Source organism: Sphingomonas sp. R86520 (assembly GCF_042466285.1).
Classification (GTDB): domain Bacteria; phylum Pseudomonadota; class Alphaproteobacteria; order Sphingomonadales; family Sphingomonadaceae; genus Sphingomonas.
This window is the reverse complement of the sequence record NZ_JAXHBZ010000001.1, coordinates 2,508,982-2,521,721: the sequence shown is the minus strand read 5'-3', so window position 1 is coordinate 2,521,721 and position 12,740 is coordinate 2,508,982. Positions and strand designations below refer to the sequence as shown.

At 65.5% G+C, this 12,740-nt stretch carries 12 protein-coding genes; 3 read left to right on the top strand and 9 right to left on the bottom strand.

All coding sequences use genetic code 11. From position 1 onward, the window contains the following. Nucleotides 1–155: 155 nt before the first annotated feature. The gene (locus SJY41_RS11440; protein WP_380781791.1) at nucleotides 156–881 is read left to right on the top strand and encodes a hypothetical protein; all 726 of its coding nucleotides are present in this window, start codon (nucleotides 156–158) and stop codon (nucleotides 879–881) included. A 189-nt stretch (nucleotides 882–1,070) separates the two neighbouring features. On the opposite strand, the gene SJY41_RS11435 is transcribed toward SJY41_RS11440, so the two are convergent. The 5 genes from SJY41_RS11435 to ychF all read right to left on the bottom strand — a co-directional run bounded on the left by SJY41_RS11435 (nucleotide 1,071) and on the right by ychF (nucleotide 6,604). Next, the gene (locus tag SJY41_RS11435; protein WP_380781789.1) at nucleotides 1,071–1,532 is read right to left on the bottom strand and encodes a MaoC family dehydratase; all 462 of its coding nucleotides are present in this window, start codon (nucleotides 1,530–1,532) and stop codon (nucleotides 1,071–1,073) included. Between the two features lie 14 nt (nucleotides 1,533–1,546). Further along, nucleotides 1,547–2,854 carry an ectonucleotide pyrophosphatase/phosphodiesterase gene (locus SJY41_RS11430; protein WP_380784123.1) on the bottom strand — a complete coding sequence of 436 codons (1,308 nt, stop codon included), beginning with the start codon at nucleotides 2,852–2,854 and terminating at the stop codon, nucleotides 1,547–1,549. Nucleotides 2,855–3,024: 170 nt separating this feature from the next. Beyond that, nucleotides 3,025–4,686: a hypothetical protein gene (locus SJY41_RS11425; protein ID WP_380781787.1), complete on the bottom strand. Its 1,662-nt coding sequence runs from the start codon at nucleotides 4,684–4,686 to the stop codon at nucleotides 3,025–3,027. A gap of 53 nt (nucleotides 4,687–4,739) precedes the next feature. Then, on the bottom strand, nucleotides 4,740–5,123 hold the full coding sequence (locus tag SJY41_RS11420) for a hypothetical protein (protein WP_380781785.1): 384 nt from the start codon (nucleotides 5,121–5,123) through the stop codon (nucleotides 4,740–4,742). Nucleotides 5,124–5,506: 383 nt separating this feature from the next. Continuing rightward, the gene (ychF, locus tag SJY41_RS11415) at nucleotides 5,507–6,604 is read right to left on the bottom strand and encodes a redox-regulated ATPase YchF (RefSeq protein WP_056047251.1); all 1,098 of its coding nucleotides are present in this window, start codon (nucleotides 6,602–6,604) and stop codon (nucleotides 5,507–5,509) included. Between the two features lie 341 nt (nucleotides 6,605–6,945). On the opposite strand from ychF, the gene SJY41_RS11410 reads away from it, so the two are divergent. After that, nucleotides 6,946–8,010 (top strand): NAD(P)-dependent alcohol dehydrogenase, encoded by a 1,065-nt coding sequence (locus tag SJY41_RS11410; protein WP_380781783.1) that lies wholly within the window; start codon nucleotides 6,946–6,948, stop codon nucleotides 8,008–8,010. 291 nt (nucleotides 8,011–8,301) lie between these two features. On the opposite strand, the gene SJY41_RS11405 is transcribed toward SJY41_RS11410, so the two are convergent. The 4 genes from SJY41_RS11405 to SJY41_RS11390 form a co-directional block, all read right to left on the bottom strand. Next, nucleotides 8,302–8,907, bottom strand: coding sequence for a TIGR02466 family protein (locus tag SJY41_RS11405; RefSeq protein ID WP_380781781.1), 606 nt, complete (start codon nucleotides 8,905–8,907; stop codon nucleotides 8,302–8,304). Beyond that, a complete protein-coding gene (gene pth / locus SJY41_RS11400) occupies nucleotides 8,904–9,473 on the bottom strand; it encodes an aminoacyl-tRNA hydrolase (RefSeq protein ID WP_380781779.1) in 570 nt (189 codons plus the stop codon). The genes SJY41_RS11405 and pth overlap by 4 nt, the downstream gene beginning before the upstream one ends. A gap of 247 nt (nucleotides 9,474–9,720) precedes the next feature. Continuing rightward, on the bottom strand, nucleotides 9,721–10,416 hold the full coding sequence (locus tag SJY41_RS11395) for a 50S ribosomal protein L25/general stress protein Ctc (RefSeq protein WP_380781777.1): 696 nt from the start codon (nucleotides 10,414–10,416) through the stop codon (nucleotides 9,721–9,723). A 252-nt stretch (nucleotides 10,417–10,668) separates the two neighbouring features. Further along, nucleotides 10,669–11,535 (bottom strand): TraB/GumN family protein, encoded by an 867-nt coding sequence (locus SJY41_RS11390; RefSeq protein ID WP_380784122.1) that lies wholly within the window; start codon nucleotides 11,533–11,535, stop codon nucleotides 10,669–10,671. A 188-nt stretch (nucleotides 11,536–11,723) separates the two neighbouring features. Between SJY41_RS11390 and SJY41_RS11385 the strand changes: the two genes are divergently transcribed. Beyond that, complete coding sequence (locus SJY41_RS11385; RefSeq protein ID WP_093398883.1) at nucleotides 11,724–12,563, top strand: glycine--tRNA ligase subunit alpha; 840 nt, start codon at nucleotides 11,724–11,726, stop codon at nucleotides 12,561–12,563. Nucleotides 12,564–12,740 lie beyond the last annotated feature (177 nt).

Genomic DNA, 12,740 nt, shown 5'->3' with positions numbered 1-12,740 from the left:
GAATGATACGGGGAGGGGCCCCGGCTGGTGCAAGCTTCCGCCTGACCTGCCGCAAAACCCGTCAGACCCCATTCATGGAACTTGCGGCATACCGCTCCCGTTATGCGGTGAATGGCGGCGCGTAGGGTCCGCTCTCCACGTATGGGAGAATCTCCATGTTTATGAAGCGCTTCGGCATTATCGGCCTAGCTTTGGGCCTTGGACTGGGTGTCGCCGGCTGCACCGACGGATACGGCTATGGCGGCGTGGGCGTCCGCTATGCCAGCGACCCATATTATGCGGGCGGATACGGCGATGGCTATTATGGCGACGGCTATTACGGCGCAGGCTATGACGGGTTCTCGGGCTATGGCGGCCTGAACTCCTATTATGGCTGGGCCGGCGATTATTATTATCCTGGTTCGGGTGTGTACGTCTACGATCGCTATCGCCGTCCGCACCGCTGGAACGGCGACCAGCAGCGCTATTGGCAGGGCCGCCAACAGTATCGTGGCAACGCCAACGACGGCGGTCGCGGCAATTGGGGCGGATTTGCCAACCGCGGCAATCGTGGCGACAATGGCTGGCGCGGCAACCGCCCGGGCTACCAGGGCAATCCCGGCACGCCCGGTCAGGGACAGTTCGGCAACCGGGGTCCGGGCCGTGGCGACGATCGGGGTCGCGGTCCCGGTCGCGGCCAGTTCGGTCAACCCGGCCAGCCAGCGCAGCCTGGCCAGGTCGTCAACCCGCAGCAACCCCAGGCCCAAGGCGGCTTCCGAGGCAATCGGGGCGACGGTGCGTTCCGGGGCAATCGCGGCGGCGGCCAGCGCTTCGGCGGTGGCCGGCAAGGCGGTGGACGTCAGGGTGGCGGCAACCGCGGCGGCGGTCGTCCGGCGCAATAACCGGAGAAGGGGCGCGCGAAGGCGCCAAGGCGCGGCGGGGAGCTTGTACGAGGGCGGCGGTCCTTGGTGATGGCGGCGAACCTCACCCGAGGTTCCGCCGCTAGAGATTGCTCTGCGCCTTACCGCCTTCGCGTGAACCGTGGCAGGCTCAGAACGACAGCCGGCTACCCTTGAGACTGAAGGGCGCAATCAACCGGCCGGCGCTTCCGTGGGGCGCGTAGCTACAAGTCCATTCGAGACGAACGTCATCACCATCACGTCGTCCTGATTGAATACCCGCATCCGGCTCTTGAAGATCCCCATCTCCGGTCGGCTGGCGGACACGCGCTTTTCCAGGATCTCGGTTTCGCAGCGCAGGGTGTCACCCGGATATACCGGTTTCATCCACTTGAGTTCGTCGATCCCCGGCGATCCGAGTCCAGCCTGCCGGTTCTCCTTCAGGTTGGCGACGACCATCGACATCACCATCGCGCACGTATGCCAGCCGCTCGCCGACAGCCGACCGAAATGCGTCTGCGCGGCAGCGTCGTCGGACAGATGAAACGGCTGCGGATCGTATTTCGCGGCGAAGTCCATCACCTCCTCGCGGGTAACCGCGTAGGTCCCGAACGACGCGGTCCGACCGACCTCGATATCCTCGAAATACTGCACGCGCGCCTCTCCTCTTATCGTTGCATCACCTTCTGGAAGGGGGCGTCGGTGCCGTCCAGCCCCGCTTCCGCCGGCAGGCCGATCAAGTCGCGCAGCAAAGGCTCGATCGCGACGTTGTCGAAGCTCGCAATCGTCTTGCCCCGTGCGAACGCCGGCCCGTTGGCGATGAACAGCGCGCGCATCTCGGGCGACATATTGTCATAGCCATGCGCGCCGCCGCTCGACGCCTTGGTCGGCGCGCTCGGATCGACGCGCCAGCCGACATCGGCGAGGCACAGATAGCTCGGCACGCGCGGATTGCGCCCATAATGGAAGCGCGCCGGGATCTCGCCCTTCCGCCAGCATTGCAGATGATCGTGCTTCGTCAGCAACCGTGCCTCCAGCGCCGCCTCATGCCCCGGCATCGCGAACAGGCTCGCATACGGACCGGTCTCGACCACGCGGTAATCCGCCTTGTCCGCGATCGCATCCAGCGCCACGACCCGCGTGCTGCTCGTTGCCGCCATGCCGTGGTCGGCGACGATCACCAGGTTCGCCGGCTGGCCCTGCGCGGCGAGCCCATCGACCAGTGCCCCGATGCTCGCGTCAACGTCGGCGACGGCCGCAGTCACACCCGCGCTGTCGGGACCGCCTGCATGACCCGCGCTGTCGACGGTATCGAAATACAGCGTCACCAGCTTGGGTCGTATCGCAGCAGGCCGCCGCATCCAGTCGAGCACCGCGTTGACCCGCTGCGTACCTGACACTTGCTGGTTGAACTGCTGCCAGTCCTCCGGCCGCGTACCACCTTCGATCGCGCCGTGGCTGTCGGGCTTCGGCGTGCCACCGACCGCGACGTTCGCGCCTGGCCAGAACATCGTCGCGGTACGGATGCCCGCCTTCTCCGCATCGACCCAGATCGGCGAACTCTCGCTCCACCAGAACGGATCGTCGGTCGCCATCGTGAACGTCTCGCCCGGCCGCGCCGGATCCTCCATCTTGTTCCCGACGATCCCGCTGCGATCGGGGCGCAGGCCGGTCACCAGCGTCCAATGATTGGGAAAGGTGATGCTCGGAAACGACGGCCGCATGCTCGCAAACACGCCGCCGGCACGCAGCCGATTGAGGTTCGGCGTGACGCCACGGTCGAGATAATCCGGCCGGAAGCCGTCGATCGACACGAGGATCGTGACCGGCGTACGCGTCTCGCCCGGCTGAGTCATCGCTGCCATCATGGTCGGCGCGGGCGCGGGCGCGGTGATCTGCGCAAGGACAGGGGGCGTGTACGGATACGCACACCCGGCCAGGGTCAGCCCGAGGAATGCCAACGCAGTCATCTTCATCATAACCGTTCGTCCCGAGCAGGTTGCGACTTCGCGCGGTCCTTACTCGGCACGACCGGCGAGTGGAAGCGGTCCGTGGGGAGGTGAACTCGTCACCCCTTGTTCTCCCGCGAAGGCGGGAGCCCAGTCTGGGTCCCCGCCTTCGCGGGGAAACATTTTGGAAGGTACGCCTACAACCCCACCGCCAGCTTGCTGAACAGCGTCCAACTTACTGGCGTCTTCCCATACGCAGCCTCAAGCGCTGCCGGCTTGGCATACGCCGCTACCGTCCCGCCGAGTGCCAACCCCAGCGGCCCGACGATCGGCAACCGGTACGCATACCCGACCTCCGCCTTCGTCACGCGAAACTTCCGATCGTGCAACGGATCGGCCTCGTCCGGAAACAGCTCGTCATTCGCCACGTTCTCGACGCGCCCGAACACCGCATGCCGCGGCGTCAGCTCGTACGTAGCCTCCGCCAGGAAAGCGCTCAATGTCTCCCCCGGCACGCGGTCCTTGAGACTATACGCAAACGTCGTCGCCAGCCCCGCCCGCGCATATTGCACGCTGGCGGTCGAGCGGTTCTCGTCCTCGCCGGGATGCTGCGCCTCGGGCTCCTTCAGGTGACCGTGGCTCACCTGCACCGCCCAGAACGGTGACGGCGTCCACGTTCCCCGCACGCTCCACGAATCGAGCCGCGGCGTCTCGATGTTCCAGCGATGCTCGTCCGGCTCGCGCCCCTTGAACGCCGACGCCTCCAGCTGGAACGCCGGAGTCGCATAGCCCGCCGTCACCACCCCGTAGGCGATGTGCGTCGAATCGAACCAGTGATGCGTGATCGGCGACATCGGCTGATACCGCGCCGACCCCCGGTGCATGAACGCGCTAGGCCCCAGCGCCGGTTCGCCGATCGGCCCGCCATACAGGAACACGCTCGCCCCGTTCCCAAGCCGGTAATCGACCTTCGCGGCCAGCTCCATGAACAGGTCGTGAGGATGCTGCCGATCGACCAGTGGCTGGTCGTTCGCAAGCTCGCCGGTCGCGAACAAATTGGTATAGCCGCGCGCGCCCATCAACGGCTCCAGGCTGTTCATCGTTCGCAGCTGGATATGGAACCGGTCGCCCAGGTCGCGGTCCGCCATCAGCATCGCCATCGACTCGACGAACGCCTCGCTGCGCCCACGCGGCCCCCCCTGATCGGTCGCGACACCCCATGCATAGCCATGCGCCATCAGCATCCATTCGCCAGCCTGAGTCATGTACCCGCGCATCGGTCCTTCGGCCGCGGGTAGCCGCGACGTGCCGCTCCCCTGGCCATAGAAGCCGGCGGACGTGCCCATCGCCATCCCCGCCATCGCCGAACCCGTCGGCATCTTGGCCAGCGCCGCATCGGACGCCGTGCGATAGGCCGGGTCGGCGATCGTCATATGACTCATGGCGCCGTGGTCCATGCCACCTTCAGGCATGGCGCCATGCTCCATCCGTCCGGCGGGCATTGCGTGGTCCATCTGCGAATGCTCCATGCCTGGCATCGCGTCGGACATGATCTCAGCGGGCGCGATTGCCGCGCTTGGCGACGCGGCCGGCGGCTTGGGCTCCATCCCGGCGTGATCCATCGCCGCGGCTTCGACCGTCTCCCCAGCCTTCTTCGCGGCGGGAGCGACGGTCGTCCTAACCACCGGACGTGCCGCCGCCACGCGCGGCTTGGTCTTCTTGGCAGGCGTCCTCCTGGGGGCGGCATCGGGCATCGGCATGGTCATGCCGGCGCCGTGCTGCATGGCATGTTGCGCTGTCGCAGAAACCGGCAGCAACGCCGCCGCGGCAACCGCCGCGAGCAACATCGATCGAGTCATCGTCTGTAATCCTTCGGAATAGGCTGAAACCGGGGCGCATCGGCACCCGACGATCACGCCTCCCGAGGTGGTCGCAAACCCGGCGCGGCGGCGGTCCCGAGCTCAAACACCGCTGCGTGTTCGACGAGCATGGCAGCGTCACGCGGCACGACGCTCTCGATTCGCGCAGAACTCCAGTTCGATGGGGGCACGCACCCGATACAGCCATGCGGCGGCGTCGCACGGTCGTCGGCCCTCTTGCCGTTCGACATCTCGCGGGCGCCCGCCGTCCCGCGGTGCGACATGACGTGGTGCTGCGTCCCGTCACCGGTACCGTTCATCGCGGCGATGTTCACCGAATGGGTCGCGGCCCCCTGACCGTCATGACACGCCGCCGGCGCGACCGCGGGAAACGCGAACGTCGCAACGAGCAGGGCTAGGATCAAACGCGCGATCATCACGCACTATCTACGCTTCGACGCGCAGACCGACAACCACCGCCTCGGCCGATCGAGTCCCGTCCGCGCCACGCCGACCCGTTCCAGCTCAGCCCAGCTCAGTCAGGTTTGCGAAGGCGAACGGCTTTCCCGACGCTGAACCCTGAGAGCCACGCAAACCTCTCCGCCAGCGGTCCCCCCTGGCCGAACGGGCACTGCGCGGGGAGGCCTTCTTCGCGCCCGACTTTCAGTCCGGCTTCATACGCGGCGCGAAGGTGGTCGGGGTTCGGCATGGATAGATAACGTCTGCATGGCCGCACCGGGCCCACGCATTCGCCCGAAACATCCTCGCGCCGCCAGGCGACGCAGCGCGATTCGCCTGCAGCCGCTCCGTTTGTACCGCGTCAGCTATGCAGGAAGTGCATCACGTCGCCGTCGTGGACGACGTACGCCTTGCCTTCCGCACGCAGCTTGCCCGCCTCGCGCGCCTTCGATTCCCCACCCAGTGCGATGAAGTCGTCGAACGCGATCGTCTCGGCGCGGATGAAGCCCTTTTCGAAATCGCCGTGGATCTCGCCCGCCGCCTGCGGTGCGGTCGCGCCCTCGTGGACGGTCCAGGCGCGTGCTTCCTTCGGGCCGACCGTGAAGAACGTCAGCAGGTGGAGCAGCTTGTACCCGGCGGTGATGACGCGCGCGAGGCCAGTCTCTTCCAGCCCCAGCTCGCCGAGGAACTCGCCGCGATCTTCCGCCGGCATCGTCGCGATTTCCGCCTCGATCGCCGCCGACACCACGACCGCCTCGGCACCCTCGGCCTTCGCCTTCTCGAACACCCGCGCCGACAGCGCATTGCCGTTCGCCGCATCGCCCTCGTCGACGTTGCACACGTACAGCACGGGCTTCGCCGTCAGCAACTGCGCCTGCGCGAACACGCGCGCCTCATCCTCGTCCTTCGGTACGGTCAGCCGCGCGGGTTTGCCTTCGCGGAGCAGTTCGAGCGCCTGGCCGAGCACTGCCGCGCCGATCTTGGCTTCCTTGTCGCCCTGCATGCCCTTTTTGGCGAGGTTGGGGACGCGCTTCTCGAGGCTTTCGAGATCGCTCAGCATCAGCTCGGTGTCGACCGTCTCGGCGTCGGCGATCGGATCGACCTTGTTGTCGACATGCGTCACGTCGCCGTCCTCGAAACAGCGCAGCACGTGGACGATCGCGTCGACCTCGCGGATGTTGCCGAGGAACTGGTTGCCGAGCCCTTCGCCCTTCGACGCACCGCGCACGAGGCCGGCGATGTCGACGAAGCCCAGCTGCGTTTCGATGATCTTTTGCGATCCGGCGATCTTGGCGAGCGCGTCGAGCCGCTTGTCGGGCACGCCGACGTTACCGACGTTCGGCTCGATCGTGCAGAACGGATAGTTCGCCGCCTGCGCCGCGGCCGTCTCGGTCAGCGCGTTGAAGAGAGTGGACTTGCCGACGTTCGGCAGCCCCACGATGCCGCAGCGAAAACCCATGATATGCCCTTGGTATAAGAATGTGGTGGCGCTGTAGTGCAGGGCGGTGCGGAAGGCCAGCAAGGACGCTGGCGCGCATCTTTGGGCGCCACACTGTTTCTCCACCACCCCGGCGAAGGCCGGGGCCCAATTGGGGGACGTTGCTAACGATGGTCTGCGCGTCGTCAAATCCACCATTCCAATTGGGCCCCGGCCTCCGCCGGGGTGGAGTGCACGCTCGATGCTGGGCATGATCGAACCACTCGATTGCCGCAATGCAGCAAAATTATCGTACCGCTCGGTAGAGATGTCACCGCTCGCTGGTTATGATCGGCGTCCACTCCCAAAATCCCAGGAATTCCATGACCACGACCGCCCACGGCTACGCCGCGCAATCTCCCGAAACCCCGCTCGCCCCGTTCAGCTTCGAACGCCGCGAACCCGGCAAGACCGACGTCGCGATCGACATCGCGTTCTGCGGCGTCTGCCATTCCGACCTCCACACCGCCAAGGGCGAATGGGAAGGCACGCTCTACCCGTGCGTCCCCGGCCACGAGATCGTCGGCCACGTCACCGCGGTCGGCGACGACGTCACCAAGTTCAAGGTCGGCGACGTCGTCGGCGTCGGGTGCATGGTCGGCAGCTGTGGCCACTGCGCATCGTGCAACGACGGCGAAGAGCAATATTGCGAGACGACCGGTTTCGTCGGCACGTATAACGGTCCCGATCCCGTGCTCGGCGGCCATACCTTCGGAGGTTATTCTGATCACATCGTCGTCGACGAGGGCTTCGTCCTGAAGGTCACGCACCACGAGCGCGATCTCGCGGCGGTCGCGCCGTTGCTGTGCGCTGGCATCACCACCTATTCGCCGCTCAAACATTGGAAGGTCGGCCCCGGCCAGAAGGTCGGCATCGTCGGTCTCGGCGGTCTCGGCCATATGGGCGTCAAGATCGCCAACGCGATGGGCGCCGAGGTCTATGTCTTCTCGACCTCGCCGAACAAGCGCGAGGACGCCAAGCGTCTCGGCGCAAAGGACCTGATCGTGTCGAAGGACGAGGCCGCGATGGCCGAGCACGCCAACAGCTTCGACTTCATCCTGAACACCGTCGCGGCCAGCCACAACCTCGACACGTTCACGGCATTGCTGAAGCGCGACGGCACGATGACGCTGGTCGGCGTCCCCGAGCATCCGCATCCCTCGCCCTCGGTCGGCGCCCTGATCTTCAAGCGCCGCACGATCGCCGGTTCGTTGATCGGCGGCATCGCCGAAACGCAGGAGATGCTCGATTTCTGTAATGAGCACGGGCTCGTGTCGGACATCGAGATGATCCGCATGGACGAGATCGAACCCTCGTATCAGCGCATGGTGAAGAGCGACGTGAAGTACCGCTTCGTCATAGACATGGCCTCGATGGAGACGGCCTGATCGGGCAGGGGGCGGCGCTCAACGAGTGCCGCCCCAACTCCCTCCCCTTCAGGGGAGGGGCGGGGTGGGGCAGTGCCACGAGCGCATGCATTTGCGGCCAAGCCCCACCCCAACCTTCCCCTGAAGGGGAGGGGGGAAGGTACAGCAACACCACCACCCCGGCGAAGGCCGGGGCCCAGTCGGGAAGGCCGATGTGATGAAGGGCAGTCCTTCGTTAGCGACGTTTCCCCACCTGGGCCCCGGCCTTCGCCGGGGTGGTGCGATCTAAAACACCGGGCCGCCCGCACCCAGTCACCACCGATAATTGAAACTAATACTAATCCGCTCGCCCTTGGCGGCATTCGGCACGACCTCATGCCTGAGCCAGCTCTCCCACAGAAACACGCTCCCAGGCTTTGGCTCGGCATAGACGAACGTCCGCAGATCCTCCGGCGCATCTTCCAGGCGGGTCGGCGCCGCCATCATCATCGGCAACCGCGGATCCTCCAGCTTCAGCGCCCCGGCCCCCTCGGGAATCGCAACGTACATCGTCCCCGACACGACGCTATGCGGATGGATATGCCCCGAATGCGCGCCACCCGGCTTCAGGACGTTCACCCAGAAGCTGTCGAGCTTCAGCTTCCGCCCGCCAAGATCGAACGCACAATCCTTCACGAATGCCGCGACATGCTTGTTCAGCAACCGAACCAGATCCCCGAACCGCGGATCGCGCAGCGGCAGGTCGTTCAGCGACGCGTACGACGTGTACCCGCGATACCCATGCTCCTTCGACCACGCGATCCCCGCGCGGTCCGCCTTGGCGAGTTCACGCGCGGCATCCTCCAGTTCCTCGACCAGATCGTCGTCACCGAGATCGGCCTCATAGAACCGCGTGGCAAACAAAGAGCGGGTGGTCATGGCTGCATCCTCAACGCGACATCGTTCATGAAGCGGACGTCGTCGCCCTCCGCCAGCCACTTGGCCTCCGCCGCGACCGCGCCGAGCATGTCGGAGAGCGGCTCGATCTCGGCCTTCGCATAATTGCCGAGCACATAGCCGGTGACGCGATCCTTGTGCCCCGGGTGCCCTATCCCCAGCCGCACGCGCCGAAATTCCGGCCCCAGATGCTGGTCGGTCGAGCGCAGGCCGTTATGCCCCGCGGTCCCGCCGCCGGTCTTCACCTTCACGCGAAAGGCTGCGATATCGAGTTCGTCGTGGAACACCGTCAGCGCCTCGACGCCGAGCTTGTAGAAGCGCAACGCCTCGCCGATCGCGCGGCCGCTCTCGTTCATGAAGGTCGCGGGCTTCAGCAGCAGGATCTTGGTCGAACCGATCCGCCCCTCCTGCGTCCAGCCCTGGAACTGCTTCTTGACCGCGCCGAAGCCGTGCACCTCGGCGATCGCGTCGGCGACCATGAACCCGACATTGTGCCGGTGCATCGCATATTGCGCCCCCGGATTGCCGAGTCCCGCCCAGATCTGCACGTGTAATTCTCCAAGAGTTGGCCGCTGCCCGCGCCGCCCTACCGTCATTCCCGCGGAGGCGGGAACCCATAGTGGCAAACCTCTCGATTCGTCAGAAAGGTCCGAGGGTCTGGATCCCCGCCCGCGCGGGGATGACGGGGAGGGCGCGGGGATGACGGCTTTGCGTGAGGCGAATGGCTTGCAAAACGAAACGGGCGGGAAAGCCCTTAGCCATCCCGCCCGCCAGATCATCCGAAAACGAAGGAGATTAGTCCTTCTGGGTGGTGATCTTGTCGTCGTCGTTGTTGTCGTCGTTCGGCTCGACCGCAGCCTCGTCCTCGGCAGCAGCCTCGGCAGCCTGCGTCTCGGCGACTTCGGCCTCGAGCTCCTCGTCGGCGACGGTCGGGACGGTCGGCGGCACGATCGTGGCGATCGCGAAGTCGCGGTCGTCGATCGCGGGCGTCGCGCCCTTGGGCAGCGTCACGTCGCTGATGTGGATCGAGTCGCCGATCTCACGACCAGCCAGCGAGATCACGATTTCGCTCGGGATATCCGAAGCATCGACGACCAGCTCGATCTCGTGGCGCGTGATGTTGAGGACGCCCTTGCCCTTCTTGATGCCCGGCGCGTCGTCTTCGTCCGCGAACACGATCGGCACTGCGACGGTAACCGTCGAATGCTCGCCGATGCGCAGGAAGTCGACATGGATCGGGCGATCCGAAACCGGGTGGAACGACACGTCCTTGGGGAGCGTGCGCACGCCGTTGACCATTACGACGGAATTCATGAAGTGGCCGGTCATCAGCGCCTTCATCAGCGCCTTTTCCTCGAGGTGAACCGAGGTTGGTTCCTGGTTCAGGCCGTAGATCACGGCAGGCACGCGGCCATCACGACGCAGCGCCCGGGAGGCTCCCTTGCCAACCCGGTCACGCGTCTCGGCTGCGAGCGTCAACTGGTCGCTCATCTGTATTCTCCGAAACTCGTTTGTTGTCCTTCCCGCCCACGCCTCCAGGGATGACCATGGACCGGAAGCGCGGGCGCATAGCGGAAGTGGGGGGCAAAAGCAATTCTACCCCTCTCCCCTCGGGGGAGAGGGAGGGAGGCGCGCTTGCGCCGGAAGGGTGAGGGCACGTGCTTGCGGCCGACCGTGCCCTCACCCTCCCACTGCTTCGCAGCGGGCCCCTCCCTCTCCCCGAGGGGAGAGGGACTCGGCACCTCAGTACTTTACTCGCTCGGCCTTCACTCCAAGCTTGGCCAATTGCGCCTGGACGCTGTCCTTGCCCGCCAGGTGCCCAGCACCCACGGCGACAAACACAGTCCCCGGCGACTTCATCCGGTTCGCGACCCACTCAGCCCAACGCGCATTGCGGTCCACCAGCAGCACCTTTGCCACCTCGGGCGAGTCCTTCAGACTGTCGTTCATCTCTTTCGCCAAGGCCTCCGGATCCCCCTTCGCCCACTCGTCGACCATCGTCGCCATGGTCTCCTCAAGCTTCGGCAGTTCGTCGATCGTGCTGCCGAGAAACTGGATCTGCGCCTTTTGCGACAGCCCGCCGAAATATCCCAGTTGCTGCTCGGCGGTCTCAAGCCCGATCACCGGCTTGCCCGCAGCCTTGGCCGCCGCGGTAATCACCTGCTCGGGCCCGTTCGCCGAGTCGTACCCAAGCTTGGACAGCGGCGCGATCGACAGGTTGGTCGCCGCCAGCCAAGGCTTGAACCGATCGAACGCATTCGCCGGCAAGCCCAGATCGGTCACCGCCTTCGCATACGCCGCGCGCTTGTCCGCGGGTAGCTGCTCGGTCAGCGTCGGCCCGTCCTTGGCCACCCCCGTCGCCATCACCAGCGACTGCATCTTGGCAGGATCGGGCATCACCAGCTCCAGCACCACCTGGTTCGACCGATCGAACGCGGTCTTCACCGCTTCGTCGAACCACGTCATGCCGGGCTTCAGCACATGGATCGTGCCGAACAGGTAGATCGTCGTGTCCTTGTCCTTCACCACCCACAGCGCCGGATCGGCATCGTTGGCGGCCTGCACCGGCTTCGGCGCGACCTGCGCACAGGCGGGCAGGGCGAACGCCATCGCGATGGCAGAAAGCGCGGATCGGAACGAGGCGATCTTCGAGAACAGCTTCAAGGGAACGGCATCCTTATCGTTGGTGCAGCCCATGTAGGGTGCCCCGCGCAAACGCACCACTTGCCTCCCGCACCCCCATCCGCCAAAGCCCGCGCGTGACCCAGCCCGTGATAAAGCCCCTTAGCTTCCAGCGCATGATCCTCACGCTCCACGATTACTGGAGCGAACACGGGTGCCTGATCCTGCAGCCGTACGACATGGAAATGGGCGCGGGCACCTTCCACACCGCCACCACGCTCCGCGCGCTCGGCCCCAAGCCGTGGAACGCCGCGTTCGTGCAGCCCTGCCGCCGCCCGACCGACGGACGGTATGGCGAGAACCCCAACCGGCTCCAGCATTACTACCAATACCAGGTCATCCTGAAACCGAGCCCCGCCAACCTCCAGGAACTCTACCTCGGCAGCCTCGCGGCGATCGGCATCGACATGCTGAAGCACGACATCCGCTTCGTCGAGGACGATTGGGAGAGCCCGACGCTCGGCGCCTGGGGTCTCGGCTGGGAGGTCTGGTGCGACGGCATGGAGGTGACCCAGTTCACCTATTTCCAGCAGATGGGCGGCTTCGACATGAAGCCCGTCGCCGGCGAACTCACCTACGGGTTGGAGCGCCTGGCGATGTACATCCAGGACAAGGACTCGGTCTACGACCTCGCGTTCAACGACGCCGGGGTGACGTATGGCGACGTGTTCCTGGAGAACGAGCAGGAGATGTCGAAGTGGAACTTCGAGATCGCCGACACGGACTCGCTCTTCGATCAGTTCCGCAAGCATGTTGCCGAATGCGAGAACTCGCTAGCTGCCAAGCTCCCGATCCCAGCCTATGAGCAGGCGATCAAGGCCAGCCACATCTTCAACCTGCTCCAGGCCCGCGGCGTAATCTCCGTAGCCGAACGCCAAGCCTATATGGGCCGCGTCCGAGACCTCGCGAAGGGCGCCTGCGCCGCCTGGATGGACAAGCACGGATGGGCGGCATGATGCGCTCGGTAGAAGGTGTGTTCACGCGGAGACGCGGAGACGCGGAGCAGAAGGGAGAAGGGGTGTCTCGCTTCCGCATTCTTTCGCCCGTGCTCCAGCCTGATGTGGCGAGACGCCCACGGCGTCGAACAGCCGCGCGCAGCGCCCCAAACCTTTCTTCTCCCCTTCTACTCCGCG

What these genes read in the sequence shown, in the direction of transcription:
- SJY41_RS11410 (WP_380781783.1), top strand. Translation starts at nt 6,946, where the DNA reads ATGACCACGACCGCCCACGGCTACGCCGCGCAATCTCCCGAAACCCCG.
- SJY41_RS11405 (WP_380781781.1), bottom strand. Translation starts at nt 8,907, where the DNA reads ATGACCACCCGCTCTTTGTTTGCCACGCGGTTCTATGAGGCCGATCTC.
- SJY41_RS11390 (WP_380784122.1), bottom strand. Translation starts at nt 11,535, where the DNA reads ATGGCGTTCGCCCTGCCCGCCTGTGCGCAGGTCGCGCCGAAGCCGGTG.
- SJY41_RS11440 (WP_380781791.1), top strand. Translation starts at nt 156, where the DNA reads ATGTTTATGAAGCGCTTCGGCATTATCGGCCTAGCTTTGGGCCTTGGA.
- SJY41_RS11430 (WP_380784123.1), bottom strand. Translation starts at nt 2,854, where the DNA reads ATGAAGATGACTGCGTTGGCATTCCTCGGGCTGACCCTGGCCGGGTGT.
- SJY41_RS11425 (WP_380781787.1), bottom strand. Translation starts at nt 4,686, where the DNA reads ATGACTCGATCGATGTTGCTCGCGGCGGTTGCCGCGGCGGCGTTGCTG.
- SJY41_RS11420 (WP_380781785.1), bottom strand. Translation starts at nt 5,123, where the DNA reads ATGATCGCGCGTTTGATCCTAGCCCTGCTCGTTGCGACGTTCGCGTTT.
- SJY41_RS11395 (WP_380781777.1), bottom strand. Translation starts at nt 10,416, where the DNA reads ATGAGCGACCAGTTGACGCTCGCAGCCGAGACGCGTGACCGGGTTGGC.
- SJY41_RS11385 (WP_093398883.1), top strand. Translation starts at nt 11,724, where the DNA reads ATGATCCTCACGCTCCACGATTACTGGAGCGAACACGGGTGCCTGATC.
- ychF (WP_056047251.1), bottom strand. Translation starts at nt 6,604, where the DNA reads ATGGGTTTTCGCTGCGGCATCGTGGGGCTGCCGAACGTCGGCAAGTCC.